Source organism: Massilia sp. CF038, assembly GCF_900129765.1.
Taxonomy (GTDB): Bacteria; Pseudomonadota; Gammaproteobacteria; order Burkholderiales; family Burkholderiaceae_D; genus Telluria_A.
The window spans coordinates 1187351-1212466 of record NZ_FQWU01000001.1; the positions used below are offsets into that span (position 1 = coordinate 1187351).

At 61.9% G+C, this 25116-nt stretch carries 28 protein-coding genes; 9 read left to right on the forward strand and 19 right to left on the reverse strand.

Annotated features, from left to right (window positions below; genetic code table 11):
• Window positions 1–15 precede the first annotated feature (15 nt).
• Window positions 16–345 (forward strand): thioredoxin family protein, encoded by a 330-nt coding sequence (locus tag BUC24_RS05525; RefSeq protein WP_073213094.1) that lies wholly within the window; start codon window positions 16–18, stop codon window positions 343–345.
• Here BUC24_RS05525 and BUC24_RS05530 read toward each other — a convergent pair.
• On the reverse strand, window positions 342–794 hold the full coding sequence (locus tag BUC24_RS05530) for a DNA-binding transcriptional response regulator (RefSeq protein WP_073213095.1): 453 nt from the start codon (window positions 792–794) through the stop codon (window positions 342–344). The genes BUC24_RS05525 and BUC24_RS05530 overlap by 4 nt on opposite strands.
• Window positions 787–1290, reverse strand: a complete 504-nt coding sequence (locus tag BUC24_RS05535; RefSeq protein WP_073213096.1) for a GAF domain-containing protein — start codon at window positions 1288–1290, stop codon at window positions 787–789. Before BUC24_RS05535 ends, BUC24_RS05530 begins: the two co-directional genes overlap by 8 nt.
• 146 nt (window positions 1291–1436) lie before the next feature.
• Between BUC24_RS05535 and BUC24_RS05540 the strand changes: the two genes are divergently transcribed.
• Window positions 1437–1784: a hypothetical protein gene (locus tag BUC24_RS05540; RefSeq protein WP_073213097.1), complete on the forward strand. Its 348-nt coding sequence runs from the start codon at window positions 1437–1439 to the stop codon at window positions 1782–1784.
• On the opposite strand, the gene BUC24_RS05545 is transcribed toward BUC24_RS05540, so the two are convergent.
• Window positions 1781–2143, reverse strand: a complete 363-nt coding sequence (locus BUC24_RS05545) for a YXWGXW repeat-containing protein (RefSeq protein ID WP_073213098.1) — start codon at window positions 2141–2143, stop codon at window positions 1781–1783. The two genes, BUC24_RS05540 and BUC24_RS05545, sit on opposite strands and share 4 nt — an antisense overlap.
• Window positions 2144–2290: 147 nt before the next feature.
• Between BUC24_RS05545 and BUC24_RS05550 the strand changes: the two genes are divergently transcribed.
• Window positions 2291–3751 (forward strand): flavin-containing monooxygenase, encoded by a 1461-nt coding sequence (locus BUC24_RS05550; RefSeq protein ID WP_073213099.1) that lies wholly within the window; start codon window positions 2291–2293, stop codon window positions 3749–3751.
• Here the strand turns inward: BUC24_RS05550 and BUC24_RS05555 are convergent.
• From BUC24_RS05555 to ompR, 4 genes are all read right to left on the reverse strand, one after another.
• Complete coding sequence (locus BUC24_RS05555) at window positions 3735–5585, reverse strand: hybrid sensor histidine kinase/response regulator (protein ID WP_073213100.1); 1851 nt, start codon at window positions 5583–5585, stop codon at window positions 3735–3737. The genes BUC24_RS05550 and BUC24_RS05555 overlap by 17 nt on opposite strands.
• Before the next feature lie 104 nt (window positions 5586–5689).
• On the reverse strand, window positions 5690–6640 hold the full coding sequence (locus tag BUC24_RS05560) for a threo-3-hydroxy-L-aspartate ammonia-lyase (RefSeq protein ID WP_073213101.1): 951 nt from the start codon (window positions 6638–6640) through the stop codon (window positions 5690–5692).
• A 20-nt stretch (window positions 6641–6660) separates the two neighbouring features.
• On the reverse strand, window positions 6661–8019 hold the full coding sequence (locus BUC24_RS05565; protein WP_073214826.1) for a sensor histidine kinase: 1359 nt from the start codon (window positions 8017–8019) through the stop codon (window positions 6661–6663).
• 17 nt (window positions 8020–8036) lie between these two features.
• Complete coding sequence (gene ompR, locus BUC24_RS05570; RefSeq protein WP_229423363.1) at window positions 8037–8738, reverse strand: osmolarity response regulator transcription factor OmpR; 702 nt, start codon at window positions 8736–8738, stop codon at window positions 8037–8039.
• 270 nt (window positions 8739–9008) lie between these two features.
• Here ompR and BUC24_RS05575 point away from each other — a divergent pair, with 270 nt between their 5' ends.
• Together BUC24_RS05575 and BUC24_RS05580 are read left to right on the forward strand one after the other, a co-directional pair.
• Complete coding sequence (locus tag BUC24_RS05575; RefSeq protein ID WP_143167394.1) at window positions 9009–9377, forward strand: hypothetical protein; 369 nt, start codon at window positions 9009–9011, stop codon at window positions 9375–9377.
• A 285-nt stretch (window positions 9378–9662) separates the two neighbouring features.
• Window positions 9663–11486, forward strand: coding sequence for a flagellar assembly protein A (locus BUC24_RS05580; RefSeq protein ID WP_073213103.1), 1824 nt, complete (start codon window positions 9663–9665; stop codon window positions 11484–11486).
• 12 nt (window positions 11487–11498) lie between these two features.
• On the opposite strand, the gene arfB is transcribed toward BUC24_RS05580, so the two are convergent.
• A complete protein-coding gene (gene arfB / locus BUC24_RS05585; RefSeq protein WP_073213104.1) occupies window positions 11499–11897 on the reverse strand; it encodes an alternative ribosome rescue aminoacyl-tRNA hydrolase ArfB in 399 nt (132 codons plus the stop codon).
• Window positions 11894–12973 carry an HDOD domain-containing protein gene (locus BUC24_RS05590; RefSeq protein WP_229448046.1) on the reverse strand — a complete coding sequence of 360 codons (1080 nt, stop codon included), beginning with the start codon at window positions 12971–12973 and terminating at the stop codon, window positions 11894–11896. The genes arfB and BUC24_RS05590 overlap by 4 nt, the downstream gene beginning before the upstream one ends.
• Window positions 12974–13139: 166 nt before the next feature.
• Between BUC24_RS05590 and BUC24_RS05595 the strand changes: the two genes are divergently transcribed.
• Window positions 13140–13622 (forward strand): chemotaxis protein CheW, encoded by a 483-nt coding sequence (locus tag BUC24_RS05595; protein WP_073213106.1) that lies wholly within the window; start codon window positions 13140–13142, stop codon window positions 13620–13622.
• 6 nt (window positions 13623–13628) lie between these two features.
• On the opposite strand, the gene BUC24_RS05600 is transcribed toward BUC24_RS05595, so the two are convergent.
• The 6 genes from BUC24_RS05600 to BUC24_RS05625 form a co-directional block, all read right to left on the reverse strand.
• Window positions 13629–13901 (reverse strand): hypothetical protein, encoded by a 273-nt coding sequence (locus tag BUC24_RS05600; protein WP_073213107.1) that lies wholly within the window; start codon window positions 13899–13901, stop codon window positions 13629–13631.
• Window positions 13898–14560, reverse strand: coding sequence for a S1 domain-containing protein (locus BUC24_RS05605; protein ID WP_073213108.1), 663 nt, complete (start codon window positions 14558–14560; stop codon window positions 13898–13900). The genes BUC24_RS05600 and BUC24_RS05605 overlap by 4 nt, the downstream gene beginning before the upstream one ends.
• A gap of 67 nt (window positions 14561–14627) precedes the next feature.
• A complete protein-coding gene (locus tag BUC24_RS05610) occupies window positions 14628–16628 on the reverse strand; it encodes an ATP-binding cassette domain-containing protein (protein ID WP_073213109.1) in 2001 nt (666 codons plus the stop codon).
• A gap of 153 nt (window positions 16629–16781) precedes the next feature.
• Window positions 16782–17672, reverse strand: coding sequence for a 50S ribosomal protein L3 N(5)-glutamine methyltransferase (gene prmB, locus BUC24_RS05615; RefSeq protein WP_073213110.1), 891 nt, complete (start codon window positions 17670–17672; stop codon window positions 16782–16784).
• A 30-nt stretch (window positions 17673–17702) separates the two neighbouring features.
• Entirely contained in the window at window positions 17703–18836 is a 1134-nt protein-coding gene (gene dapE, locus BUC24_RS05620; protein WP_073213111.1) for a succinyl-diaminopimelate desuccinylase, read from the reverse strand.
• Window positions 18833–19183 (reverse strand): ArsC family reductase, encoded by a 351-nt coding sequence (locus BUC24_RS05625; RefSeq protein WP_073213112.1) that lies wholly within the window; start codon window positions 19181–19183, stop codon window positions 18833–18835. Before BUC24_RS05625 ends, dapE begins: the two co-directional genes overlap by 4 nt.
• Window positions 19184–19432: 249 nt before the next feature.
• Here BUC24_RS05625 and BUC24_RS05630 point away from each other — a divergent pair, with 249 nt between their 5' ends.
• From BUC24_RS05630 to BUC24_RS05640, 3 genes are all read left to right on the forward strand, one after another.
• Window positions 19433–20191 (forward strand): hypothetical protein, encoded by a 759-nt coding sequence (locus BUC24_RS05630; protein ID WP_143167395.1) that lies wholly within the window; start codon window positions 19433–19435, stop codon window positions 20189–20191.
• A gap of 186 nt (window positions 20192–20377) precedes the next feature.
• Window positions 20378–20707 carry a hypothetical protein gene (locus BUC24_RS05635; protein ID WP_143167396.1) on the forward strand — a complete coding sequence of 110 codons (330 nt, stop codon included), beginning with the start codon at window positions 20378–20380 and terminating at the stop codon, window positions 20705–20707.
• A gap of 105 nt (window positions 20708–20812) precedes the next feature.
• Window positions 20813–21586, forward strand: coding sequence for a hypothetical protein (locus BUC24_RS05640; protein WP_073213115.1), 774 nt, complete (start codon window positions 20813–20815; stop codon window positions 21584–21586).
• Here the strand turns inward: BUC24_RS05640 and BUC24_RS05645 are convergent.
• The 4 genes from BUC24_RS05645 to dapD all read right to left on the reverse strand — a co-directional run bounded on the left by BUC24_RS05645 (window position 21561) and on the right by dapD (window position 25115).
• The gene (locus BUC24_RS05645) at window positions 21561–22766 is read right to left on the reverse strand and encodes a sensor domain-containing diguanylate cyclase (protein WP_073213116.1); all 1206 of its coding nucleotides are present in this window, start codon (window positions 22764–22766) and stop codon (window positions 21561–21563) included. The two genes, BUC24_RS05640 and BUC24_RS05645, sit on opposite strands and share 26 nt — an antisense overlap.
• 83 nt (window positions 22767–22849) lie before the next feature.
• A complete protein-coding gene (locus tag BUC24_RS27445) occupies window positions 22850–22975 on the reverse strand; it encodes a hypothetical protein (RefSeq protein ID WP_267873468.1) in 126 nt (41 codons plus the stop codon).
• A 137-nt stretch (window positions 22976–23112) separates the two neighbouring features.
• Window positions 23113–24258, reverse strand: a complete 1146-nt coding sequence (locus tag BUC24_RS05650) for a PilT/PilU family type 4a pilus ATPase (protein ID WP_073213117.1) — start codon at window positions 24256–24258, stop codon at window positions 23113–23115.
• A 29-nt stretch (window positions 24259–24287) separates the two neighbouring features.
• Complete coding sequence (gene dapD / locus BUC24_RS05655) at window positions 24288–25115, reverse strand: 2,3,4,5-tetrahydropyridine-2,6-dicarboxylate N-succinyltransferase (protein WP_073213118.1); 828 nt, start codon at window positions 25113–25115, stop codon at window positions 24288–24290.
• Window position 25116 lies beyond the last annotated feature (1 nt).

Sequence of the window (25116 nt, forward strand, 5' to 3'; positions counted from 1 at the left end):
ATGAAAGGAGCACGCATGGCCACCCCGTATGCCACCACCCAGCCGCAACGTGCGGCCATTGACGCCATGGACGGCGTTGTCGCTGTTGAATTTGGCACTGACTGGTGCGGCTATTGCCGCGCGGGTTCGCCTGCCATTGCCGCGGCCTTGTCCGCCTTTCCGGCAATTACCCACTTCAAGGTGGAAGATGGCAGCGGCCGCGCCCTGGGCCGCTCGTTCCGGGTCAAGTTGTGGCCCACGCTGGTGCTGGTGCGGCAAGGGCAGGAAGTAGGGCGCGTGGTACGGCCCGATGATGCCGATGAAGTGCGCGCCGTGATTGCGGGCGCGCTGGGGACTGGCGCTTAACCGGGCGCCACGCCGAACAGGGGCTGCGCCGTCGCCGCTTGCGGCGGCAGCATGGCCGCGCTGGCGAAGTGGCTGAAGGTATCGAGCAGATTGCGCGCACGGAAAGGCTTGATCAGAATCCGCGTCACGCCGCGTTGCTGCAGGGCGGTCAGCATGGCGCTGTCACAGCGATCGAGCATGACCGCAACGGGAATGCCCGCCTTGCTGGCCGTGCTGCCGCCGCGCAGCTCGTCGAGCAGGGCAAAAGCATGCAGCTCGCCTGGTGCGCTGTCCTCATCGAGGGCGATGACCGCGCCATCGAAGGCTTGCGCTTGCAGCAGTCGCATGGCCAGCGCCGTGCTGGCCGCTTCGTGCACGCGCGCTACACCCATCGAGCGCGCCGTCAGCGACACCGTGCGCCGCAGCAGCGTAACGGGCTCTACCAGCAGCATGTTCAGACCCTCAGCCATGAGACGCAGCTCCCTTGCCGCTCAACTCCATCACCAGCAGTTCACGCAGGCTGGCCAGGATCTGCAGCTCCACCGCATCGAGCGTGCGCGGCTTGACGTCAATGATGCACAAGGTACCGATCGCTTGTCCCGACGGCAGCGTCAGCGGGGCGCCCGCGTAGAACCGAATGTGCGGCTCGCTCGTGACCAGCGGGTTGCCGACAAAGCGCGCGTCGGCCAGCGCGTCGGGCACGACCATGATCTCCGGCTGCAAAATCGCATGCGCGCAAAACGAAATGTCGCGCGGGGTGGAGCAAGCCTCCAGTCCGAAGCGCGACTTGAACCATTGGCGGTCATGGTCGATCAGCGAAATCAGGCAAATCGGCACCTCAAACTCGCTGGCGGCAAATTCGACGATGGTGTCGAAGCGTTTTTCCGGCGGCGTGTCGAGCAGCAGCAGTTCGTACAGGGCGGCCAGGCGCTCTGATTCGTTTGGCGGGCGAGGAGGAATTATCATTTTTATATTTAATGGTAATCTTGGGTTTTCCCGATATTTCACACAATAACATGGCAACACAGCAAATGCGCATGGCCCTGCCGCCCGCATGCTGGCCAAGCCAGGCAAAGCATGTTACTTTTAAGTAATATTAATGGGGGTGCGTCATGATTTTTGCTGCTGAGACAGAAGAACGTTCCCTGCATGTGTTTCCCGATGCGGAAACGGCAGCGTCGTATTGCGAGGGCATTGCGGTGGAAGCGGCCTTGTGGCTGTTCTGGGACGATGACGGCTCGCCACTGGAGCCACAATTTACCATTCCCAACAAGCGCGGTTTATTTACCGGCAAGAACGGGATTTATCACCTGGTCAAAGTCAATAACGGGCAATACAGCCTGCTGCACGAAGCCTTGCAGCACATTCGCCAGGTGATCGGCGAATGTCCCTTCACCAGCGTGCGCGCGGTGCAGGAATACCTGCAGCGCGGGCCCGCTGGCCTGGCCCGTCCTGCTTAATTGCGGTTCGGATTGTTTGGACGGTTGTCCATGCCGTTCGGCACGCCGTCGCCATCGCGGTCGCGGCGCGCCCAATTGCCGCGATTCATACGCCAGCGCCCGTCACGTTCTTCCCAGGTCGGTGCGTTGTACACATAGCCTTTGCGGTCGCGTACCCACTTGCCCTTGACCCACACGTGGTGGCCACGCTTCCAGTCCCAATAGCCGGGCGCCCACACATAGCCACGGCGCGCTTCCGGCACCCGCTCCACGCGCGGCGCAGGCGGTGCCACGCGCACCAGGATGTCGGCGCTGGCAGGGGCGGCAACGCTGCCGAAGGATCCAGCAATCAGGGCGGCAATCAGTATTTTTTTCATCATGACGTTCTCCACAAAAAAGTTGAACCTCATTTATAGACCTTGCTTTTGAGATCGTATGTGCGAGAGCGCTCATATGGCAGAGTTCGCTTTGCTTGACATCTGTTTTGTCCCCGTCTATCGTCGTTTTCTCCTTTTTTGTCTTTACATATGAGCTCAGGCAAGCCGCAATACGAGGTCGTGGTGGTGGGCAGCGGTTTTGCCGGCCTGTGCACGGCAGTCAAGCTGCGCGCAGCGGGGATCGATAACTTCATCGTGCTGGAAAAAGACCAGGAAGCAGGGGGCACCTGGTGGGCCAACAGCTATCCTGGCTGCGCCGTCGATGTGCCCAGCCATTTGTACTCGTTTTCATTCGCGCAGAATGCCCGCTGGACCCACGCCTTTGCGCGCCAGGGCGAGCTGCTGGCCTACACGCGTGCGATCGTGCACCAGTTCGATCTGCAGCGTCATCTGCGCGTCGCTACTGCCTTCGAGGGCGCGGCGTTCGTCGAGCAGGGCGGCTACTGGGACATCGAAACGAGCGCTGGTCCGCTCACGGCCAAATGCATCATCGGCGCCACCGGCGCGTTGAATCGGCCTGCCATTCCGGACCTGCCAGGCTTGGCCACATTCGGCGGCAAGGTATTCCATTCGAGCCGCTGGGACCATGGCTACGATTTGCGTGGCAAGCGCGTGGCGGTGGTGGGGACGGGCGCCAGCGCCATTCAGTTTGTGCCCGAGATCGTCGACCAGGTGGCACAGCTGGACCTGTACCAGCGCAGCGCGCCATGGATTTTGCCGCGCCCCGATCGCCGCATCGGTGCGCGTGAACAGCACCTGCTGGCGCGCTTGCCTGCTCTGCACTGGATCTATCGCGCCATGGTCTATCTGCAGCATGAAGCGCGCGCGCCGCTGTATGTCTATTTCCCCGGCCTGTTCGGCATTGCCCAGCGCCTGGCGCTGCGCCACCTGCACTGCCAGATCAGCGATCCGGTCCTGCGCGCCAAACTCACACCTGACTACACCATGGGCTGCAAGCGCGTGCTGCTGATGAATTCCTACTATCCGGCGCTGAGCAAAGTCAATGTGGAACTGGTGACCGATCCGATTGCCCGCGTCACCGCAGGCGCCATTGTTACGGCCAGCGGCCAGGAGCGCCCGGTGGACGCCATCATCTTCGGCACCGGTTTCAACGTCGAACACGCGCTGCACACGGCACGGGTGCGCGGGCGCGGCGGCAAAGTCCTGTTCCAGGATGATCTGCAAGCCTACAAGGGATGCGCGGTGGCCGGCTTCCCGAACTACTTCCTGATCACCGGTCCCAATACGGGGCTCGGTCACAACTCGATGATCTACATGATCGAGTCCGGCGTGCGCTATGCGGTGGACGCGGTGCAGACGATCCGCAGCCGCGCCCTGCATTCGGTCGAGGTGAAGGAAGAGGCGCAGCGCAGCTTCAACGACGCGCTGCAGCGGCGCATGCGCGGCACCGTCTGGAGCACCGGCTGCAAGAGCTGGTACCTGGACCAGGCCGGCCGCAACTACACCTTGTGGCCCGGTTTTACTTTTACATACCGGCGCCTGACGCGCCGCTTCGACATTGAAAATTACCGCGTCAACGCAGGCGCTTGACGATTTCCGACAGCCGGTAAGGCTTGGACACGAAGGCCACATCGTCGATGCTGCCTTCTGCGCGCAGGGCCGGCGCCTGGTAACCCGACGCCAGAATGATTTTCAGACCCGGATACTGCGCGCGCACCTTGCGCGCCAGTTCAATGCCCGACATCCCTGGCATCATCACGTCGCTGAACAGCAGGTCGGCACCTGGATTTTGCGCCAGCAGGCGCAGCGCCTGCTCGCCGCCATCGGCAATGAGCACCTGGTAGCCGATCGACTCGAACAAGGTGCCGGCCAGCGCCGCCAGTTCGGGTTCATCCTCGACGATGATGACCAGTTCTCCCGCAGGTGCGGCTTCTTCTTCGGTGACCGTAATCATGGGCAGCGTCAGGTGAACCGAGGTGCCATGGCCGGGCGTGCTCTCCAGCGTTACCTGGCCGCCTGACTGCATGATGAAGCCTTGTACCTGGCTCAGCCCCAGCCCGGTGCCTTTGCCAATGTCTTTGGTGGTAAAGAATGGCTCGAATACGCGCGCGGCCAGTTCCGCATCCATGCCGGTCCCGGTGTCGGTGACGGTAATGCGCACCTGGTCGCCGCCCGCTGGCACGCGCGCGGTCGACAGGGTAATGCTGCCGCCGTCGGGCATGGCATCGCGCGCATTGACGACCAGATTGAGCAGCGCCGCCTCAAAGCGCGCCTCGTCCAGATTCACCCAGCCCACGTCGCGCGCCAGCACGGTCTCGAACCGGATCGACGAGGGCACGGCGCGGCGTAACACCGGTTCGAACGATTCGATCACGCGGTTGATGCGGTGGTTGGCAGGCGCCAGCGGCTGCTGGCGCGCAAAGGCCAGCAGTTGCTGCGTCAGGGTTGAACCTCGCTCGACGGCGCGGCCAATGGTGTCGATGATGCTCTTTTCCAGCGCGCTGGCGTTCTGCTTTTGCAGGATTTGCACGGCCGAGGAAATGATCGACAGCAGGTTGTTGAAGTCGTGCGCCACACCGCCCGTCAACTGGCCCACCGCTTCCATTTTCTGCGACTGGAACAGCTGGGCACGGGCCTGGTCGAGCGATTGTTCGGCTTCTCTGCGTTCGGTGATGTCGCGCGTGATCTTGGCAAAGCCGAGCAAGGCGCCGCTGTCGTCACGAATCGCGTCAATCACCACGTGGGCCCAGAAGGTGGTGCCGTCCTTGCGCAGGCGCCAGCCTTCGGCTTCATAGCGGCCCTTGTCCGCCGCTTCCTGCAAGGCCAGTAGCGGCGTGCCGCGCGCGCGCTCTTCTTCGGTATAAAAATGCGAAAAATGGCGGCCCACGATTTCGCTCGCGTCGTAGCCCTTGATGCGGCGCGCGCCGCTATTCCAGTTGGTGACAATGCCTTGCGGCGAAATCATGTAGATCGCGTAGTCCAGCACCCCCTGCACCAGCATGCGGAACTGGCGCTCGCTGGCCAGCAGCTCGTCCTCGGCACGGCGCTTCTCTGTAATGTCGCGCGTGATCTTCGCAAAGCCGACCAGCACGCCGTCCTGAACCACCGGGTCCATCACCACGCTGGCCCAGAAGCGGCTGCCATCCTTGCGCACGCGCCAGCCTTCGCATTCAAACTTGCCTTCCTCGCGCGCCTGGCGCAGCGCGATGGCGGGAATGCCGGCTGCCTGATCTTCGGGCGTATGAAAGGTCGAGAAATGCTGGCCGATGATTTCCTCGGCGGTATAACCCTTGAAGCGCTGCGCGCCGGTGTTCCAGGTGATGACGATGCCCTCGGGACTGAGCATGTAGATGGCGTAGTCGCGGATGGCCGCGACCAGCAGTTCCATCTGGCCGTGGGTGGCCGTCGGCAAAGTCTCATTCATTATATTTTCGGCATCTTCCGCGCAGATTGTCTATGCACATGATACCTTGCCGTCCGAAAAATCCATGTTTCCCGAGCCTAATGTGCAGCTGGCGAGCGCGACTGTCAGGCGATCATCGCGGCAAAGGTTGCCAGGTCCACATTGCCGCCACTGATCAAAATACCCACCCGCTTGCCGTCCAGCGGCAGCACGCGGTGCAGCGCTGCAGCGGCAGCCAGGCAACCAGTCGGCTCGACCACCATCTTCATGCGCTCGGCAAAAAAGCGCATGCTGGCCACCAGCTGCGCGTCCGACACGGTGACAATATCGTCGACGTAACGCTCGATCACGGCAAAATTGTGCGCACCCACATGGGTCACCTTGGCGCCGTCGGCAATCGTATCGGGCACGGGAATATGCACCACTTCACCCTTGCGCAGCGACTGCTGGCCATCGTTGCCCAGTTCCGGTTCCACGCCGATCACGCGGCACTTGGGCGACAGGGCTGCGGCGGCAATGGCGCTGCCGGCCAGCAGACCGCCACCACCCAGGCACACCAGCAGCACATCGAGTTCGCCGGTCTCTTCGAACAACTCCTTTGCCGCCGTGCCCTGGCCGGCAATCACGTCCGGATGGTCATACGGCGGAATCAAGGTCATGCCGCGCTCGCGCGCCAGGCGCCGCCCGATCTCTTCGCGGTCTTCGGTGTAGCGGTCGTAAAAAATCACTTCGCCGCCATAGCCCCTGGTGGCGGCCACTTTCAGGGCAGGGGCATCGTGCGGCATGATGATGGCCGACTTGATGCCGACCAGGCTGGCTGACAGGGCGATTGCCTGTGCGTGGTTGCCGGACGAGTAGGTGAGCACGCCGGCATCGCGCTGCGCGGCGTCAAAGCGGGCAATGGCGTTATAGGCGCCGCGGAACTTGAATGCGCCCATGCGCTGAAAATTTTCGCATTTGAAGAACAGCTGCGCGCCGCTTTGCGCGTCCGCCGTGCGCGAGGACAGCACCGGGGTGCGGTGGGCCACGCCCGCAATGCGGCCAGCGGCCGCTTCAATGTCGCGATAGTCGCTCATGCTTTGTTCCTTGAAACGGGTTAGTGTTCGGCCAGCGGCATCGCAATCTGGATCCGCATGCCGCCGCCATCGCGGTTGTTGACCAACAGCTCGGCATTGTGGCGCGTGACCACGCGCTGCACGATGGCCAGGCCCAGGCCGGCGCCATTGGCCTGGCCGCGCGCCGTGTCAAGCCGGGTGAAGGGCTTGAGCAGCTGTTCAATCATCTCTTCCGGCACGCCCACGCCGTGGTCCTGCATTTCAATCAGGGCGCGCTTGCCCTGGCCGCGCATGCGCACCTTGCAGGCGATGTCGATGTGGGTGATGCCTTCGCCCGGCGTTTTGCCATATCGGCGCGCGTTTTCAATCACGTTGTTGAAGACGCGCCGCAGGTCGGTGATGTTGCCCATCACCTGAATGTCGGGCGCCACATCGCAGCTGACGCGCACATCGGCAATTCGTTCGGCTTCGCGCGCGCAATCGAGCAGCAGTCCGCTCAGGTCAATCGGCACAAAAGTGGCCGCTTCCGTTGGTTTGGCGTAGTCGAGGAACTGGCCGATGATGGCATCCATCTGGCCGATATCGGACTGCATGCCTTCGCGCGCTTCGGTACTGAGCTTGGCCATTTCCAGTTCCAGCTGCATGCGTGCCAGCGGGGTACGCAAGTCATGCGAAATGCCGGCCAAAATGACGGCGCGGTCCGATTCAACCCGCTGCAGATCGTCCACCATCTGGTTGAAACTGCGGTTCGCTTCCAGGATCTCCTTTGGCCCTTTTTCAGGCAGGGGATCGGGACGCTTGCCCTGCGCGATGGCACGCGCGGCCGCGGCCAGGCGCGCCAGCGGCTGATTGACCAGGCTCGAAATCAGCGCTGCCCCCAGCAGCGACAACACGCCCACCACGCTGCTCCAGCCCAGCCACTGCACGCCCGACAAGCCTTCCAGACGCTCGCGCTCGAGCATCAGCCAGTATTTGTCGTCATCGATGTTAAAGCTGATCCAGAATCCGGCCGAGCCGTTCACGCGGCCGGCGAAGCGGGTGTCCTTGCCCAGCCTGTCCTTGACGATCTTTTCGATGTCATTCATCAGCGGGTTGTCGGGCGGCGGGTCGACCACGTCGTTGTCTTCCAGCGTGAAGATGCGGATCCCTTCATTGCTGAACAATTCGAACAACAGTTCGCTGCGCAGTTCCGGTGCCGAATTGGTCAGCGCGGTTTTGGTGATGGTGACCACCGAGATCACCAGTTCGGCCGTCTGCTGGACCTGGGGACCACGCTGGACGGCACTGATCATGCCGACCCAGGAACCCATCGACACCATCGTCAGGAAGCCCAGCAGCAAAAAGGTGCGCCAGAACAGCCCGCTCCTGAGCCAGGTCAGGCGGGGGCCCCGCGCAGACATCAGTTCATGCGAAAACACTAGCGGGGCTGGCCTTCCGGAATGAAGACATAACCGAGGCCCCAGACGGTCTGAATGTACAGGGGCGAGGAGGGATCAGGCTCGATCAGCTTGCGCAGACGGGAAATCTGCACGTCCAGGCTGCGGTCGAACACTTCGTATTCGCGTCCGCGCGCCAGCTCCATGAGCTTTTCGCGCGACAGCGGCTGGCGCGCATGGCGCGCAAACACTTTCAGCACCGAGAATTCGCCGGTCGTCAGCGGTACCGTTTCGCCATTTTTCTTCAGCGTGCGGGTACCCAGGTCCAGCACGAACTGGCCGAATTCGAATGATTGCGGGGTTTCGGAGGGCGCGCCCGGTATTTCATCGGGCCCTTTGCGGCGCAGCACCGCGCCGATGCGCGCCACCAGTTCGCGCGGGTTGAACGGTTTGGGCAGGTAATCGTCAGCGCCCATTTCCAGGCCGACGATACGGTCCACATCTTCGCCTTTGGCAGTCAGCATGATGATCGGGGTCTGGTCGCCGGCGCCGCGCAGACGGCGGCAGATCGACAAGCCATCTTCACCCGGCAGCATCAGGTCCAGCACCAGCAGATCGTAGCGCTCGCGCAGCCACAGCTTATTCATGGCAGGCGCGCTTTCGGCCGTCACGACCGAGAAACCCTGTTCCGTCAGGTAGCGGCGCAGCAGGTCGCGCAGGCGGACGTCGTCGTCGACCACCATGATCTTGGCGCTGTGGCCGTTGGTGTTGCCGGGGGTGGCGCCATTGCCTGGAGTCGGTGTCGTTTGTGAATTCATGTCGCTGTCAAATTTGTCAGATTGATGTTGCTATGGTAACGTCTTAACGCCTCGCGTTACGTGTTGCATACTGGTCATTACACAATGTTACAAACTTTACCCAATTCGTCTTATCCCCAAAAGTGTTTGGTCATACACTGGGGTCAAGTGGAATCCAGCTTATCTGGTTTCCAGGCATCACGGAAGAGGAACACCATGAATATCGCGCACACCAAAATTGAAGCGGCAGCAGGTGCAAAGTTTTGCGGGTATTCGCTCGTTCGCCGTATCGCTGCAGGCAGCTTGCTGGGCCTGGCCGTGATGACGGCGGCAACGGCCGGCCCGGCTGAACGTGACCGTGAAGCGCAAGCCCAGGCCCGTGCCCAGCAAGCCCAGATCCGCCAGAACGAGGTACGCGAATTCGAAGCGCGCGCCCAGGAACAGCGCCGCGATCTGCAGCAGGACCAGAACCGCGATGGCGATGGCCGCCGCGGCGGGCGCCTGACGCCTGACGAGCGGCGCGACCTGCGGCGCCAGATCAACGAGGCCGGCAACGACATCTACCCCAACGGGCGCCGGCGCTAGCCGTCCCACCCACCCAACCGGGCGCCGCGAGCGCCCGGTTTGCATTAAAAGTGTGTAATTCGCGTAGCAGAGACGCATTTCATGGCAGAAATTGTTAATTTTCCCTGATTGCCGCTTCATCTGGCTGCCGCATCATGTTACGCTAGAAAAACCTTACTAAACGCAAAACACAGTTGGCGTTTAATTAAGCTTTTTTAACGCGCACGGAGCCCGCCAGTGTCGATCGATTCGTCTCTTCCTCCTACATCTGCAGCGCCAGCGGCCAGCGACGCCGTGGCGGGGGGAATGGACCATTGCATCGTCAAGCGGCGCGATGGTGTTTACGCGGACCCCAGCGTCCTGAGCACCACCTTTGCCGCGGCCATCGATGGCATCTTCGCCAATCAAAATTACTTCGTGGGCCTGGACTACCAGGTGATCACGCGCATCATCTACGATGTCGGCCCGCCGCTGCCGCGCGCCGCGCCCGGCGACATGATGGTGCGCTTCGCTTCCGACATCGACGCCTTCGATCCGCGCCGTCGCCAGCTGTACAAATCGGTCAAAATCAGCGATGGCAAGGCCGAGTACTTTTTCGAACCGGTCGTCCTCACCGACCCGGCCGACCCCGACGGGCCGGGCGTGGTGGCGCGCCTGAACAGCGACGAATTCGTGGCCGATATCTGGAGCAAGGGCGTGCGCTTCGGGATCGACATCGCGGCCGTCGAGGCGGCCATTGACGGCGGCAAGGCCGAACGCGTGATCGTGGCGCGCCGGCTCGAGCCGGTGCCCGGGATTGACGCCCACATCATTGAAGTCTCGTCCGACCTGCATCGCAGCGACGCGCCGCGCCAGCTGGCCAACGGCAAGCTGGACCTGATGGCCTTCCAGAACCGCTTCCCGCAAATTCAGAAGGGCGTGCGCCTGCTCAAGAAGGTGCCGCGCAAGGATGGTGAACGGGGCTTCGAGCTGTCCGGCCAGCCGGTCCAGCCGCCGCTGCCCAAGGACGTTGACCTGAGCAAGATGGCCGGCGCCGGCACCGTGCTGGAAACCAGCGGCCAGGGCGAATACCTGGTGTCGCTGCAGGCCGGTTTTCTCAATGTCGACAGCAAGACCCACCAGGTGTCGGTGGGCGACAAGATCATCAGCCGCGACGGCGTCAGTTCGCGCACCACCGGCAACCTGCAGCTGACGGGCGACTACGAAGAATTTGGCGAAGTCCAGGAAAAGCGCGTCATCGAAGGCGAGGGCATCACCATCCATGCAGACGTGTTCGGCAACATCGTCTCGCGCGGCGGCACCATTCTGCTCAATAGCAACCTGGTGGGCGGCTCGGCCCACAATGCGCGCGGCGATATCCGCGTCAAGGGCGTGGCCTCGGGCTCGGTCCTGCAAACCGTCAGCGGCGAGGTCCATATCCAGCGCGCCGAAAGCTGCATCATTTCCGGCACCCGGGTGGTGATCGAGCAGGCGGCCAATTGCGAAATCATGGCCGATGAAATCGTCATTGGCGTGGCCGAAGGCTGCGCCCTGGCCGCGCGCAAACTCACGCTGGAAGCGGCCGGGCCGCGCAAGCAGGCCGAAATGCAGCTGTTCGTGTTCACCCCCGACAGTGCCCGCATCGACGAAGCCATCGCCAGCATGCAGCAAAAGGCCGGCGATTTCGGCCAGCGCGCAGCGCAGCGCAAGGCGGAACTGGACAGCATGACCAACCAGCCCGAGGTGCGCAAGTACGTCATGCTCGCGTCCAAGATCCGCAAAAAGGAATTGACCCTCACGGCTGAACAACTGCCCCAGTTTCAGAAGATGGCCACGGCGGTCGGGCCCGCGCTCAAGGCCATTGCCAAGCTGTCGCTGGAGGTCAAGGCCGCCGAAGTCGAACAGCAGGCCGCGGCCGACCTGGTGCTGCAGCTGCAGCGCCAGCGCGTGGACAATGCCGGCGCCAGCGCCGTTCAGGTCAAGGCGGTCACCGGCGAAGTCACACTGCGCACACTGATCTTCAATCCCGACGGCAGTTCGCTCTACGATGTGCCAGCCAAGGACATCAAACCGCGCCTGCGCGCCAATTCCAACGGGGTCGAGCCGATTCTCAGTCTTGACGACGGCCCGATCGACTGGCGCAGCGAGTGAGGCCGCGCCGGCTTAGTCGCTGACCTTGCCGCGTAAAGCCTTTTGCAAGCCGCTGCGTGTTTTGGTATCGAGCCGCTTGCGCTGCGAGCTGCGCGTGGGCCGGGTGGCGCGCCGGACGGTGGGCAGCACCGCCACACTGTCGACCAGTTCCTGCAGGCGGCGCAGGGCGTCTTCCTTGTTCTGTTCCAGGCTGCGCGACTGCTGCGCCTTGAGCACCACCACCCCGGCGCGGTTGATGCGCTGGTCCGACAGGGCCAGCAGGCGGGTGCGGATGTCCTCCGGCAGCGACGAGGCGCCAATATCGAAACGCAAATGCACCGCGCACGAGACCTTGTTGACATTCTGCCCGCCCGGTCCCTGGGCGCGGATGGCCGTGAATTCGACTTCGTCGGGATTGATCTGCGCGTTCACGTCGCCAGCACGGGCGCGCCGTCGGGCTGCGGCGTGTCGTCGGCGATCTTGTCGAGCGCGCGGTAGCAGGCCAGGGCGCTCGGCGCCAGACCCTTGAACAGGGCCGGCTCGGCCGGATCGGCGTGGCCCGCTTCGGCCAGTATTCGCACCTTGCTCAGGTAGTCCGATTGCGCCAGCAGGCGCCCCATGGCTGACAGTTGCACCCCCTTGCGCGCGCCGGCCTGTTCGCTGATGGCCGTGACCACGCTGTCCGGGAAATGCCACTCGCGCCCGATGCTGCAGCTGAGCGCACGGGCATCGCGCAACAGGCTGGCGCAGAACATTTCGGAACCGAGCTGCGTGCCATGTTTGTCGCTCTGGTCCATGATGCGCAGGGTGACGATCAAGCCCACGTACTGCACCAGGCCGGCCAGGAACGCCTCGAAGGGATCGACCCCCATTTCCTCGGCCAGCAAGCGGTTGGCCAGGGCGCTGCGCTCGGACTGGTCCCAGATGCGCGGCGCCAGCGAGCGCGTGTAATGGCCCGAATTCATGTCAATGATGGGGCGGAAGGCGACGCTGGTGATCAGGTGGCGCAAGCCTTCCGAGCCGAGCAGCATGATGGCATGCTCGACGCTGGTGATCTGGGTCCCGTTCGCCACGCGTGCATTGTTGGCCATGCGCAGCACCGCCGCCACCAGCACCACATCGCTCGAAATGGTGCGTGACAGGTGGACGGCCGAAAAATTATCGCTGCGCAGACTTTGCAGCAGCTGTGGAATCAGCCCCGGCAGACGCCGCACCAGCGCCGCGCCGGACTGGTGTGACGACAGAATCTGGGACAGTGCGGCCAGCACCTGGTTTTCCGCTTCCGTGGTCTCCAGCTCCGAGCTGCCGCCCGTGCCAAACAGCCAGTGATAGTAAGCCGCATTGATGTTGTCACGCTGCTCGAACGAGGGCCCGCTCTGGGGCGCGCCAGGGGCGGCCGGGCGCACTGCTGCAGGCGGCACTGCTGGTGCGCGCGGCGCAGGCGCCGCGGGCGGCGGGGAAGCGGCGGCCGGGGCCGAAAAGAGTTTTTGCAGCCATTGAAACATCATGGTTCCTCTCGTTTTGCAATGTTACCCACGTAGCATCGACGACCCATTGTAAAGCCTTCCATTCCGTTTGCAAGCCATTCTGTTCCTCGGGAAATGTTGACTCCACTCAACGATGGCTGCGCCGGGGCAGCCTACGATGGGACTTCTTCGATAGCAGGGGAGCACCATGGACAGAACCGACGCGCACGCTGCCCTGCGGGGCAAGATGGACTTCCTGACGTTTCAGCTGGGCGGCAACGATTACGGAGTCGAGTTCCGAAAGGTCAAAGAGCTCAGAACGCTCAAGTCGCTCGAGCGGTTTGCCGCCGACGGCAGCATCATTAGCGGCGTGGCAGTCTCGCGCGGGGTGATCATGCCGATTGTCGACATGCGCGTCGCCTTCGACAAGTGCGCCGCCGCGGCCGGCCCCCTGACCGACGTCATCATCCTGCAGCTGGAAAGCTGCGTGCTCGGCATGGTGGTCGATGGGGTGACCGATGTGGTGGGCATGTATCCCGAGCAGATCACGCCCATTCCCGGTGCTGATGGCGAAGGCGAGTGTGACTACTTGCTGGGGCTGGGCGAAGTGGGCGGCAAGCGCCTGATCCTGGTCGACATCGACAAGCTGATGTCGATCAAGCGCGAGCGCACGCAGCAGCGCGTGGCGTGAAGCCGCTCAAGTGCCAGCGTCGCCCAGCAGGAACATCGCCACGAAGCACACTGCCGCCAGCGCGAGCAGGACGCCCACCCCTTTCAGGCTGACCCGGAACTCACGGTAGGGGTCGCGCATGGCGTCCAGGGGATCGTCCGGCAGCGATGGCGGCGGCTGCAGCGTGTCATTGTCGCCAACGCCGCCTTCACGCGCGCGCGCCGCCTTCATGGCCTGCACACGGCGGCGCGCCGCGTTCATGGGGCGCGGCGTAAACAGGGCGCGCATGCCGCCACTCATTTACGGCACTTCTGAATGGCCTTGTCCAGCACCGAGTCGTACATCAGATAGGCGGCCATATGCAAGCAGCCGCCGCCCACATTGTCGCCGCAGCGGTGCATCTCGCACGCTTCGATGAAGGCGCCCTGGTGGGCCTGGCTGAAGCGCTTGGCGCACGCGCGCTCGTCGCTGGTGAGGGTCTTGTACTGGGCCTGGAACGCGGCCGACGCCGGCGCCGGGAACTTGGGCACGTAGCGCGGATCCCTGGCCAGCGTGGCGTCCATGGCCTGACTGCACAGCTGGCGCTTCTGCTTGGCTGCAGCCAGCGTCTTTTGCTGTTCCTTGTCTTCCTCGCTGTTGTTCTGGCGGTCGGCATCGCATTCCGCATCGACTGGCGCGCACGCACGGATGGCCAGCAGCCGGTTGATGCTGGCCCCGCTATCGGCCGCGACCGCATTGAAGACGGCGCGCACTTCCTGGCCGCGCTTGACCCGTTCAAGCAGGCGCATGGTGTCCTTGTCGCTGACAAAGCCGATGTGCATGACCGAGCTGGCCAGATCGAGTTCGATGCGGCTCTTCGACACATTCAGCACTTTGCCGACGTACACGCTCTCGCCGTCGGCTGCCTGGGCAGCCACGTGCAGGAACATCAACAGGGCCAGTGGTAGGAATCGGATCATGGTGGCTTGGTCTGCAAGGGGGCGCGGCGTTCCCGCGCACGCGGGAACGCCGGCACCGCCAGCTCACTTAGGCGGCCAGCGCTTCGAGCTGCTCCTGCAGCTCGAGCCATTGACCTTCCAGTTCGGCCAGATCCTTCTTGTAGAACGACTGGTCCGCCAGCAGCTGCTTGAGCTTGGCCTTGTTGGCCGCATCGTAGATGGTCGGCTCGCCCAGCTTGCCGTCCACGTCGGCCTTTTGCTCGTTGCGCTTGGCGATCTGCTCTTCCAGGCGTTTGAGCTTGTTTTCGATCGGCTTCTTGAGGGCCGCGAGCTTCTGCCGCGTTTCCGCGTCCTGGCGTTTTTGCTCCTTCTTGTCGACCACGGGCGCGGCCGCTGGCGGCGCGACGGCCGACACGGCCGGGTAGGCGGTCTTGTTGTCCTTGCCCGCTGCCGGCAGCACCGTGGTGCCTTTACCGAGCTTGGTCTGGAACAGCCAGTCCTTGTAGTCGTCCAGGTCGCCGTCGAAAGGCTGCAGCTTGCCATCAGCGACGATGATGAACTGGTCCGTGGTGGCGCGCAGCAGGTGACGATCGTGGGAGACCACCACCAGCGTGCCTTCGAACTGCGCCAGCGCCATGGTCAGCGCTTCGCGCGTTTCCAGATCCAGGTGGTTGGTCGGTTCATCGAGCAGCAGCAGGTTGGGGCGCTGCCAGACAATCAGGGCCAGTGCCAGACGCGCTTTTTCGCCGCCCGAGAAGGGACGGATCGGGCTGGTCACCATGGTGCCGGGGAAGTTGAAGCCGCCCAGGAAGTTGCGCAGTTCCTGTTCGCGCACGGTCGGGGCGATCTTGGCCAGGTGCCACAGGGGCGACTCGTCATGGCGCAGCATTTCCACCTGGTGCTGGGCGAAATAACCGATCGACAGACCCTTGCCCAGGGTGGCGTCGCCCGTCAGCGGCGCGATTTCACCGGCGATGGTTTTGATCAGCGTCGATTTGCCGGCGCCGTTCACACCCAGCAGGCCGATACGCTGGCCGATCTGCAGCGAAAACTTGATGTTCGAGACAATCGTCTTGTCGCCCACCCGGTCGCCATGCTCGTCGAGGATATGGTAACCGGCGTTGACGTCTTCCATCACCAGCAGCGGATTGGGCGCCGAGAGTGGCTCGCGGAATTCGAACGAGAATTCGGCCGCGGCGCGCAGCGGCGCCAGTTCTTCCATCTTGGCCAGCGCCTTCATCCGGCTTTGCGCCTGGCGCGCTTTGGAGGCCTGGGCCTTGAAGCGGTTGACGAACGATTCGAGGTGGGCGCGCTGGCGCATCTGCTTTTCCAGCGCGCCGGCGGCCAGGATCATCTGCGCTGCGCGCTGACGTTCAAAGCCCGAGTAGTTGCCCGAATAGCGTTTCAGCTTGCGCTCGTCGATGTGCACGATGACGTTCACGATTTCATCGAGGAAGTCGCGATCGTGCGAAATGATGATCAGCGTGCCCGGGTATTTTTTCAGCCAGTCTTCGAGCCAGATGATCGCGTCCAGATCCAGGTGATTGGTCGGTTCATCGAGCAGCAGCAGTTCGGAAGGGCACATCAGCGCTTGCGCCAGATTCAGGCGCATGCGCCAGCCACCGGAGAAGCTGGCCACGGGCTGTTTCATCTGGTCGAGCGTGAAGCCCAGGCCCAGCAAGAGCTGTTCGCCGCGCGACTGCACGGTGTAAGCATCGGCGTCGGCCAGGGCCGAGTAGATCTCGCCGATGGCGATGCCGTTGTCGGTCGATTCCGGTTCCGCTTCCAGGCGCGCCAGTTCCGCTTCGAGCTTGCGCAGGGTGACGTCGCCGTCAATGGCGTAGTCCAGCGCGGCGCGGTCGAGCGGCGGGGTTTCCTGGGCCACGTACGCCATGCGCCATTTGGCCGGGAAGTCGATTTCGCCCTGGTCCGGGTGCAGCTCGTTGCGCAGCATGGCGAACAGGCTCGATTTGCCGGCGCCATTGGCGCCGATCAGGCCGATTTTATCGCCCGGGTTCAGGGTAAGGTCGACGCTCTCAAGCAAAGGCTTGGTACCGCGCATGAGGCTGACGTTGATGAAACGGATCATTGAGGACTTCTTTTATAGGTAAATACGATTTTTTGCAAAAGCGATGGTACGCCGCACATCGTCCTCGCGAAGGCGGGGACCTATTCCACGCTACCGAATTCGGCGGCGTGGAATTGGGGGCTCGCATGCGAGCCCGCCTTCGCGAGGGCGATGTTAGATATGTTGCAGCTGTTCCGCGGTCAGCAGGAACACCATGTCGTCGCCTGCGCTGGTGGTCAGCCAGGTCAGGCCCAGGTGGCCAAACGCGGCCTCGGCGTACTCGCGCTCATTGCCGATTTCAACCATCAGGATGCCATCCGGCGTCAGACGCTCGGCTGCACCGGCGACAATCTTGCGCACCAAATCCATGCCGTCGCTGCCGCCATCGAGAGCGATTTGCGGCTCCTTCAGGTATTCGACCGGCAGCTTGCTCATCGAATCCGAATTCACATACGGCGGATTGGTGATGATCATGTCGTACTTTTTAAACGGCACATTCTGGTACAGGTCCGACTGGATCGGATTGACCCGGCCCTCGAGCGAATAGCCGCGGATATTCATTTCAGCGACCGCCAGCGCATCGGCCGAAATATCGACGGCGTCGACCACCGCGTTGGGGAAGGCATCGGCCATCATGATCGCCAGGCAGCCGGACCCGGTGCACAGTTCCAGCACATTGTCGACCGCATACGGATCTGCCACCCAGGGGCTGAACTGCTGCGGGACCAGTTCGGCGATGAAGGAACGCGGCACAATCACGCGCTCGTCGACATAGAAGGCATAGGTGCCGAGCCAGGCTTCATTGGTGATGTAGGCGGCTGGCACGCGCTCGGTGGCGCGCCGCTCGATCACGGCCAGTACCTGTACCACTTCATCGGGCAGCAGGCGCGCGTCGAGGAAGGGGTCGAGCTTATCCAGCGGCAGCTTGAGCGTGTGCAGAATCAGGTAGGCCGCTTCGTCGAGCGCTTCGGCACTGCCATGACCGAAAAACAGCTTGGCGCCGTTAAAGCGGGTGACAGCGTAGCGCAGCAAGTCGCGCGGGGTGGTAAATAATGTGGTGGTCATGGCAGGTCTCGGTTGGCTGCAATTGGCTGACTAGGCCAGCAGGTTTTCCAGGGTGCGGCGGTAGATATTCTTGAGCGGATCAATGAAGCGCACTTCGATGTGCTCGTCGATCTTGTGGATGCTGGCATTCGGCGGCCCGAATTCTATCACTTGAGGGCAGATGCGGGCGATAAAGCGCCCGTCCGAGGTGCCCCCGGTGGTCGACAATTCGGTGTGCACCCCGGTTTCAGCATGAATGGCGCCAGCCAGCGCGTCCGACAGCGTGCCTCTTGGTGTCAGGAAAGGCAGGCCGGACAGGGTCCAGGTCAGCTCGTACGTCAAGTTGTGCCTGTCCAAAATCGCGTGCACGCGCGCTTCCAGGCCATCGGCCGTGCTGGCGGTCGAGAAGCGGAAATTGAAATCAATCGTCAGTTCGCCCGGAATCACGTTATTGGCGCCCGTGCCAGCGTGGATGTTCGACATTTGCCAGGACGTGGGCAGGTAGTACTCGTTGCCGGCATCCCACTGCTCGGCTGCCAGATCGGCCAGCGCCTGCGCTGCTTCATGAATGGGATTGCGTGCCAGCTGGGGGTAGGCAATGTGGCCCTGAATCCCCTTGATGACCAGGTGGCCCGAGAGTGAGCCGCGGCGCCCGTTCTTGATCATGTCGCCCAGAACATGGGCCGAAGTCGGTTCGCCGACCAGGCAGTAATCAATCGTTTCGCCGCGCTCGACCAGCTTGTCGCACACCACCACAGTGCCGTCGGTGGCCGGGCCCTCTTCATCGCTGGTGATCAGGAAGGCGATCGAGCCTTTGTGGTCGGGGTGGGCGGCGGTAAATTCCTGGCACGCCACGACCATGGCGGCAATCGAGGTTTTCATGTCGGCCGCGCCGCGGCCATACAGCTTGCCGTCGCGCTGGGTCGGCACGAAGGGCTTCGACTCCCATTGGTCCACCGGGCCGGTTGGCACCACGTCGGTGTGGCCGGCAAACACGAACAGCGGCGCGCTTGTGCCCTTGCGCGCCCACAGATTGGTCACGCCATTCGATTCAATGGTCTCGCACACGAAGCCCAGCGGTGCCAGCAGATCGATCAAATGCTGCTGGCAGCCCTTGTCGTCTGGCGTGATGGAGGACAGGGCGATCAGCTTTTCGGTCAGCGCCAGGGTTGGCGAAGCGCTCATTGGAACAGGTCCTGGTATTGCGCGGCCGAAAAGCCCACACTGAACTTGCCGCCGCGATCCAGCACCGGGCGCTTGATGACGGAAGGGGTTTCGAGCATCAGATCGAGTGCCGAGTCATTGTCGGTCACCGCGGCCTTGCGCTCGTCGGGCAGGTTGCGCCAGGTCGTGCCTTTGCGGTTGACCAGGGTCTGCCAGTCAATCTGGGTCAGCCATTGCGCGGCGGTGGCGCGCTCGAGGCCCTGCTTTTTAAAGTCGTGGAACGTGAATTCGATGTCTTGCTCTGCCAGCCAGGTGCGGGCTTTTTTGACAGTGTCGCAGTTGGGAATGCCGTACAGAGTTTTTTTCATGGTGCGTGTTTAGGTGGCGACAGATGACCCGCGGCCGGCGCGTGGCGCAGTCATCACTGTTATTGCAGGGCAGGGGAAGACGAGAGGATACCACAGGCGCGCCCGGCGGCCTTGTGTGGGCTGGCGCAGCGTCATAGGGAAAACCCCCTAATAAAAAGTCCTGTTTGTTGCTGGAAGCTATTTTTTTCTGCGCTAAATCATGATAGTCTGAAATCATTGTTGCACAATATCAATTCGGAAAGCATTTTGATGAACAAACTGATTCCTGCCCTGCTCCTTGCGACGGGACTGGCAGCGGCGCCGGCGCAGGCGGCCGAGACCATTTTCACCTGGCAAGCGACCGCGCTCGACGCGCGCAGCGGTGCGCCAATCGAAGGCGTGCAATTTAACTGGACCTTCGTCGACAAAACCATCACCAAGACCTCGACCGATACCTGCACCTCGAACAATCTGGGCATCTGCTCGGTCAGGCTGTCGGCCAAAAAAGGGCCGGCTGGTGCCAGCGTGTTTGGCCAGGCCACCGCAGCCATGGACGGCTACGAGCCGGAAATCGATTATCAATGGCGTGAAGACGGCAACCTGAAATTCCTGGTGGCGAAATTGACCCCAGCCGCCGCCCGGCCTGCCGCAGGGGCGGGCGACAGCGCCGATCTGAAAACCTTGCGCTCGCAACTGTCCGCAGCGATTGACCGCTCGGGCATCCAGTGCATGAGCAAAGTGCAGTGCGACCTGATGTTCACGCTGGCGGAAACCTATGTCGCCAAGTCGGCTGACATGAAGGTCGAGTCGGTCACGCCCACGACGATCTCCACCTTCAGCCCAAATCGGCCCGGTGCAATTGGCATGACGATCTTGCGTATGCGCGGCCAGGGCGATACCTCGGTCATTTCCGTCAGTACCAGCTGCGATGACGACGGCGACAGCGTCAGTAAAGCCTGCCTGCAGCGGCAATTGCGTATCGTGAAAGGCTTTAAGGGCTTTATGGAATCGGCTCTGATGAAGACTTGATGGAACGGGGCAGCTTGTATAGTCGACTTATTGTTGAAAGCGGCGAATAAAAAACCACAGTTGTTACCTTCCGTTACTTTTTCCAGGCAGAATCATGTTAGGCTGAAATTTATTCTCGCATAACTTTGATTCATGGAAAGCAAGTTGATGAAAAAACTGATCTGGGCTGTCCTCCTCAGTAGTGGGATGATAACGCTACCTTCGCACGCTGGCGAAGCCCAATTCCTGTACCAGGCCACCGCCACCAACAGCGATTCGGGCGCGCCGATCGAAGGCGTGCTGTTCAACTGGACCTTTATCGACAAAGTCAGCAACGTCACGTCGATCAATACCTGCGTGACCAATGTGGATGGCACCTGCGAAGTGAAGCTCATTGCGCAGACCGGCACTTTCTCTGGCCCGAACGTGATTGGCCAGGCGGTCGCCACCAAGGACGGCTACGACAAGGAAGTTGAATACCAGTGGCAGCAATACGGCAATCAGCGCTTCCTCATGGCCAGGTTGAAAGCAAAGTAATCTTTCTTTTTCTTTTTAGTTGTTACTTTCTGCTACTTTTTGCCATATAGAAACATGTTAACCTGCGACTATTGTTGGTTAACAGTGTTTCTCTAAAGGCAAAAAATGAACAAATTGATGTCGTTCGTGCTGCTGGCCGCAGCAATGGGCACCGGTGGTGCGCACGCAGCCGAATCCGTCTTCACATGGAAATCGCAGGCGCTCGACAAGCAGCTCGGCACCCCTGTCGAAGGCGTTAAGTTCAGCTGGACCTTCACCGACCAGATCGGTGGCAAAACGTCGACCGCGTCTTGCCTGTCCAATAGCGAGGGCGTCTGTGAAGTCAAGGTCACTGCCGACAAGGGCTTTTTCTCAGGTTCGAAACTGATCGGCGTCGTCACCTACACCAAAGAAGGATTTGATCCGATTGGTGTATCGCAGTGGCTGCCCACGAGCGACCCGCTCAACAAATCCATGCTCGTCAAACTCACCAATCTGGCCGAAGTCAAGCGCCAGGAAGCGGTGCTGGCTGCAGGGCGGGCGGAAGTGGAAGACCTGCGTATCCAGCTGGCCGTGGCCGAAGACGGCTCGGGCGTCGAGTGCGCCAACAAGGCCCAGTGCGACAAGCTGTTCGCGCTGACCGAAATCTACATCAACAAAGCGTCGGACATGAAAATCCAGACCGCTACCGCGACCACCATCGAAACTTTTAATCCCCTGCAGTTGTACGCCATTGGCATGAGCGCTTACCGCATGCCTGGCAAGGGCGATAGCTCGGTCGTCTCAGTCAAGACCCACTGCAAGGAAGACGGCGACCTGCGCAGCAAGGCTTGCCTGGAACGTCAGGTCAGAATCGTCAACATGTTCAAACCGTTTATTGATTCTTCTCTGAAAAAATAAGATCTGGTTCTGCCTTGCGCGGCATCTGCAGGTTGGTACGGCAGCGCACCACCCGGTTACGCCCCTCGGCCTTGGCGCGGTAAAGCGCTACATCGGCGCAGCGTGTCAGCTCGGACAGGGAGTCGCCGTCGTCCGGGAAAAAGGCAAGACCGATCGATAAGGTCGCCTGGATCGTGCCTTGCTCGGACGGAGTGGCCAGCGCGGCAAAGCGGGCGCGCCACTGCTCGGCGCGTTCCATGGCCACGCCTGGCGCCATGTTGGGCAACAGCAGCAGAAATTCCTCGCCGCCGAAGCGGCAAGCCACATCCGACGCGCGGATCTGATCGCTCAGCAAGGCCGCCAGCGCCTGCAACACCGCGTCCCCGCCCTGATGGCCATGGGTGTCGTTGACCAGCTTGAAATGATCGATGTCGATCATCATCAGGCACAAGGGCAGGGACTCGCGTGTGCAGCGTGCCAGTTCGTGGGGCACGATCGTGTCCAGATAGCGCCGGTTGAACAAGCCCGTGAGCGGGTCCTTCAGCGCCTGCACTTTCAGCTGCGCCTGCAGCGCTTCAATTTCAACCAGCTTTTCTTCCAGCGAGCGGTTCGCCGCGTGCAAGGTCTGCTCGCCGTGGCGCAGCGTTTCGCGGGTGGCGCGTACCTGGCCATTGCGCACATACGCTGCGTGGCCGATGGCAATGACATACCCGGCGATCCCGATCGACATGACCAGGGTGGTGAACCAGCCACTGTCGGGACGCAAGTGAAACCCCGTCAGCGCCACGCCGAGCCCGATGCCGGCGCCGAGTACCAGCACCGCGGCGCCCAGCGCGCGCATGCCGCGCGTGATGGTCATGTTCAGCGAACTGGCCAGCGCCAGGGTGAAGCTGGGCCAGATCGGAAAGCCGAGCGCGGCAATCCAGATGCCGATCAGGAAGGAGTCGAGAAACAGATGCTGGAACTCAGTCTGTTGCTGATCTTGCGCGCCACGCGCACGCCAGAACAGCAGGTGCGGATACACGAGAAACTGCAGCACCATCAACGTCCAGGTGAGCGAGCTCGTGGCGCTTGCCCACAGGTCTGCCGCCAGACCAATGAAGACAAGCAGGAACGCGACCGCGCGCAGCCGGTAATTGTTCATGACCAGCCAGTGCGGGCGCCGTTCGGTTGGCGTTGGGGTTGCTTGTTCTGGGCCCATGGGCCACTCTAGCACGGCACGCCGATCGGCAGCGCAAGCAATTGGCGGGGAGCGGGGAGGGTGCGCTGGCGCAGACCAGGCATTTAGTCGGCGGCGTCGGCGGGCTGGTGCGAAGCGGCGTCAGGATACAAAGCGGCGCTGGCGGCCGCTTCGGGCAAGCAAGCGGCTGGCATGGCCTTGCTGGCAATCAGGATCAGCAAGCCCATCACGCCCAGCCCCAGCGAGCCGTACAGGGCTTGCAGGCCGAACAGGGAGGCCAGCGGCTAGCACGCCAGTGCTTGCAGCGCCAGGATCAATCCCAGCCAGACCTGCCGCCGCACTGGCTGTGATGGCACTGCCGGCACCATCAGGTATTGAGCGTAAACTCGGTGAAGTTGGCGCCGTCTTCTTCGGCCTTGTCGTCAACCGCATCTTTCTGCGCATTCACGCTGTCCGGACCATTATTGAGCAGCCACAGCAAGTTAGTGGCCGAGTCGGCATTGGCCAGGGCTTCTTCCTGCGTGACCAGCCCGGTTTTCACCAGGTTGTACAGGGCCGATTCGAATGACTGCGAACCAGGTGAGAGCGATTTTTCCATCGCTTCCTTGATCTGGCCGATTTCGCCCTTTTCAATCAGGTCGGACACGTAGCGCGTGTTGACCATGATTTCCACGGCAGCCTGGCGGGTGCCGCCTGCGGCCGAGCGCACCAGGCGCTGCGAAACAATGGCTTTGACGGCCGACGACAAATCCTGCAGCAGGGCCGCGCGGTTTTCAATCGGATAGAAACTGATGATCCGGTTCAGCGCGTTGTAGCTGTTATTGGCGTGCAAGGTGGCCAGCACCAGGTGGCCCGACTGGGCGTAGGCCAGCGACGCGGCCATGGTTTCCTTGTCGCGAATCTCGCCGATCAGGATGCAATCGGGCGCCTGGCGCATCGAGTTGCGCAGCGCCGTGTAGAAGTTGAGCGTGTCGGCACCGATTTCGCGCTGATTGACGATCGATTTCTTGTTCTTGAACAGGTATTCGATCGGGTCTTCCAGCGTCAGGATGTGACCGGCGCGCAATTCGTTGCGGTGGTCCAGCATGGACGCAATGGTGGTCGACTTGCCCGAACCGGTGGCGCCCACCAGCAGCAGCAAACCGCGCTTTTCCATGATCAGGTCGGCCAGCACTGGCGGCAGGCCCAGGTCGTCCAGCGCTGGAATGACGGCCGGCACGAAACGGAACACCGCCGAAATCGAGCCGCGCTGGCGGAAGGCCGACAAACGGAAGCGGCCCAGGTTGGGTACCGAAATACCCATGTTCAGCTCGTTTTCACGGCGCAGCTCGGCCAATTGTTCGGCACTGCAAATTTCCGACAGCAGCGCGTCGATATTTTCCGGGTCCAGCTTTTGCTGATTGATGGGAATCAGATTGCCGTTGATCTTGATCTGTACGGGTGAGTTCACCGCAAAGAACATATCCGACGCATGTTTTTCTTTCATCAGCTGGAACAAACGGTCCATGGCCATGATGGTCTCCTTATCGTCGATTCTTGCTATTAAATGCCACGCAGCAGCTCATTGATCCCGGTCTTGGCGCGGGTCTTGGCATCCACACGCTTGACGATCACGGCGCAATACAGGCTGTACTTTCCGTCCTCCGATGGCAGATTGCCCGACACAACGACCGATCCGGCCGGAATACGGCCGTAGCTGACCTCGCCAGTGGCGCGGTCATAGATCTTGGTCGACTGGCCGATATACACGCCCATCGAAATAACGGAGTTCTCTTCAACAATAACACCTTCGACCACTTCCGAGCGAGCGCCGATAAAGCAATTGTCTTCGATGATGGTGGGATTGGCCTGCATCGGCTCCAGAACGCCACCAATGCCCACCCCGCCGGACAGGTGCACGTTCTTGCCGATCTGGGCGCAGGAACCGACCGTGGCCCAGGTGTCAATCATGGCGCCTTCATCGACGTAAGCGCCGATATTGACGTAAGAAGGCATCAGGACGACGTTTTTGGCGATAAAACTGCCGCGCCGCGCCACGGCCGGCGGCACCACCCGGAAGCCGCCACGGGCAAAATCGTCGGCCGTGTAGTTGGCAAACTTGGTCGGCACCTTGTCGTAAAACTGCATCGTGCCATCCGAGGTCATCACACTGTTGTTTTCCAGTCGGAAAGACAACAATACGGCTTTCTTGATCCATTGGTTGACCACCCAGTCGGCACCGGTTTTCTGGGCCACACGCATGCTGCCGTCATCGAGCCCCGCAATCACATGGGCCACAGCCTCGCGCAGCTCGGCGCTGCCGTTGGACGGATTGATGTCGGCGCGCTGTTCCCAGGCGGTATCGATGATGTTCTGGAGTTGTTGGGTCATG

Coding starts and splice junctions, on each gene's coding strand:
- BUC24_RS05525 (WP_073213094.1), top strand. CDS start 16: ATGGCCACCCCGTATGCCACCACCCAGCCGCAACGTGCGGCCATTGAC.
- BUC24_RS05530 (WP_073213095.1), bottom strand. CDS start 794: ATGGCTGAGGGTCTGAACATGCTGCTGGTAGAGCCCGTTACGCTGCTG.
- BUC24_RS05535 (WP_073213096.1), bottom strand. CDS start 1,290: ATGATAATTCCTCCTCGCCCGCCAAACGAATCAGAGCGCCTGGCCGCC.
- BUC24_RS05540 (WP_073213097.1), top strand. CDS start 1,437: ATGATTTTTGCTGCTGAGACAGAAGAACGTTCCCTGCATGTGTTTCCC.
- BUC24_RS05545 (WP_073213098.1), bottom strand. CDS start 2,143: ATGATGAAAAAAATACTGATTGCCGCCCTGATTGCTGGATCCTTCGGC.
- BUC24_RS05550 (WP_073213099.1), top strand. CDS start 2,291: ATGAGCTCAGGCAAGCCGCAATACGAGGTCGTGGTGGTGGGCAGCGGT.
- BUC24_RS05555 (WP_073213100.1), bottom strand. CDS start 5,585: ATGAATGAGACTTTGCCGACGGCCACCCACGGCCAGATGGAACTGCTG.
- BUC24_RS05560 (WP_073213101.1), bottom strand. CDS start 6,640: ATGAGCGACTATCGCGACATTGAAGCGGCCGCTGGCCGCATTGCGGGC.
- BUC24_RS05565 (WP_073214826.1), bottom strand. CDS start 8,019: ATGTCTGCGCGGGGCCCCCGCCTGACCTGGCTCAGGAGCGGGCTGTTC.
- ompR (WP_229423363.1), bottom strand. CDS start 8,738: ATGGTGGTCGACGACGACGTCCGCCTGCGCGACCTGCTGCGCCGCTAC.
- BUC24_RS05575 (WP_143167394.1), top strand. CDS start 9,009: ATGAATATCGCGCACACCAAAATTGAAGCGGCAGCAGGTGCAAAGTTT.
- BUC24_RS05580 (WP_073213103.1), top strand. CDS start 9,663: ATGGACCATTGCATCGTCAAGCGGCGCGATGGTGTTTACGCGGACCCC.
- BUC24_RS05590 (WP_229448046.1), bottom strand. CDS start 12,973: ATGATGTTTCAATGGCTGCAAAAACTCTTTTCGGCCCCGGCCGCCGCT.
- BUC24_RS05595 (WP_073213106.1), top strand. CDS start 13,140: ATGGACAGAACCGACGCGCACGCTGCCCTGCGGGGCAAGATGGACTTC.
- BUC24_RS05600 (WP_073213107.1), bottom strand. CDS start 13,901: ATGAGTGGCGGCATGCGCGCCCTGTTTACGCCGCGCCCCATGAACGCG.
- BUC24_RS05605 (WP_073213108.1), bottom strand. CDS start 14,560: ATGATCCGATTCCTACCACTGGCCCTGTTGATGTTCCTGCACGTGGCT.
- BUC24_RS05610 (WP_073213109.1), bottom strand. CDS start 16,628: ATGATCCGTTTCATCAACGTCAGCCTCATGCGCGGTACCAAGCCTTTG.
- prmB (WP_073213110.1), bottom strand. CDS start 17,672: ATGACCACCACATTATTTACCACCCCGCGCGACTTGCTGCGCTACGCT.
- dapE (WP_073213111.1), bottom strand. CDS start 18,836: ATGAGCGCTTCGCCAACCCTGGCGCTGACCGAAAAGCTGATCGCCCTG.
- BUC24_RS05625 (WP_073213112.1), bottom strand. CDS start 19,183: ATGAAAAAAACTCTGTACGGCATTCCCAACTGCGACACTGTCAAAAAA.
- BUC24_RS05630 (WP_143167395.1), top strand. CDS start 19,433: ATGAACAAACTGATTCCTGCCCTGCTCCTTGCGACGGGACTGGCAGCG.
- BUC24_RS05635 (WP_143167396.1), top strand. CDS start 20,378: ATGATAACGCTACCTTCGCACGCTGGCGAAGCCCAATTCCTGTACCAG.
- BUC24_RS05640 (WP_073213115.1), top strand. CDS start 20,813: ATGAACAAATTGATGTCGTTCGTGCTGCTGGCCGCAGCAATGGGCACC.
- BUC24_RS05645 (WP_073213116.1), bottom strand. CDS start 22,766: ATGGGCCCAGAACAAGCAACCCCAACGCCAACCGAACGGCGCCCGCAC.
- BUC24_RS05650 (WP_073213117.1), bottom strand. CDS start 24,258: ATGGCCATGGACCGTTTGTTCCAGCTGATGAAAGAAAAACATGCGTCG.
- dapD (WP_073213118.1), bottom strand. CDS start 25,115: ATGACCCAACAACTCCAGAACATCATCGATACCGCCTGGGAACAGCGC.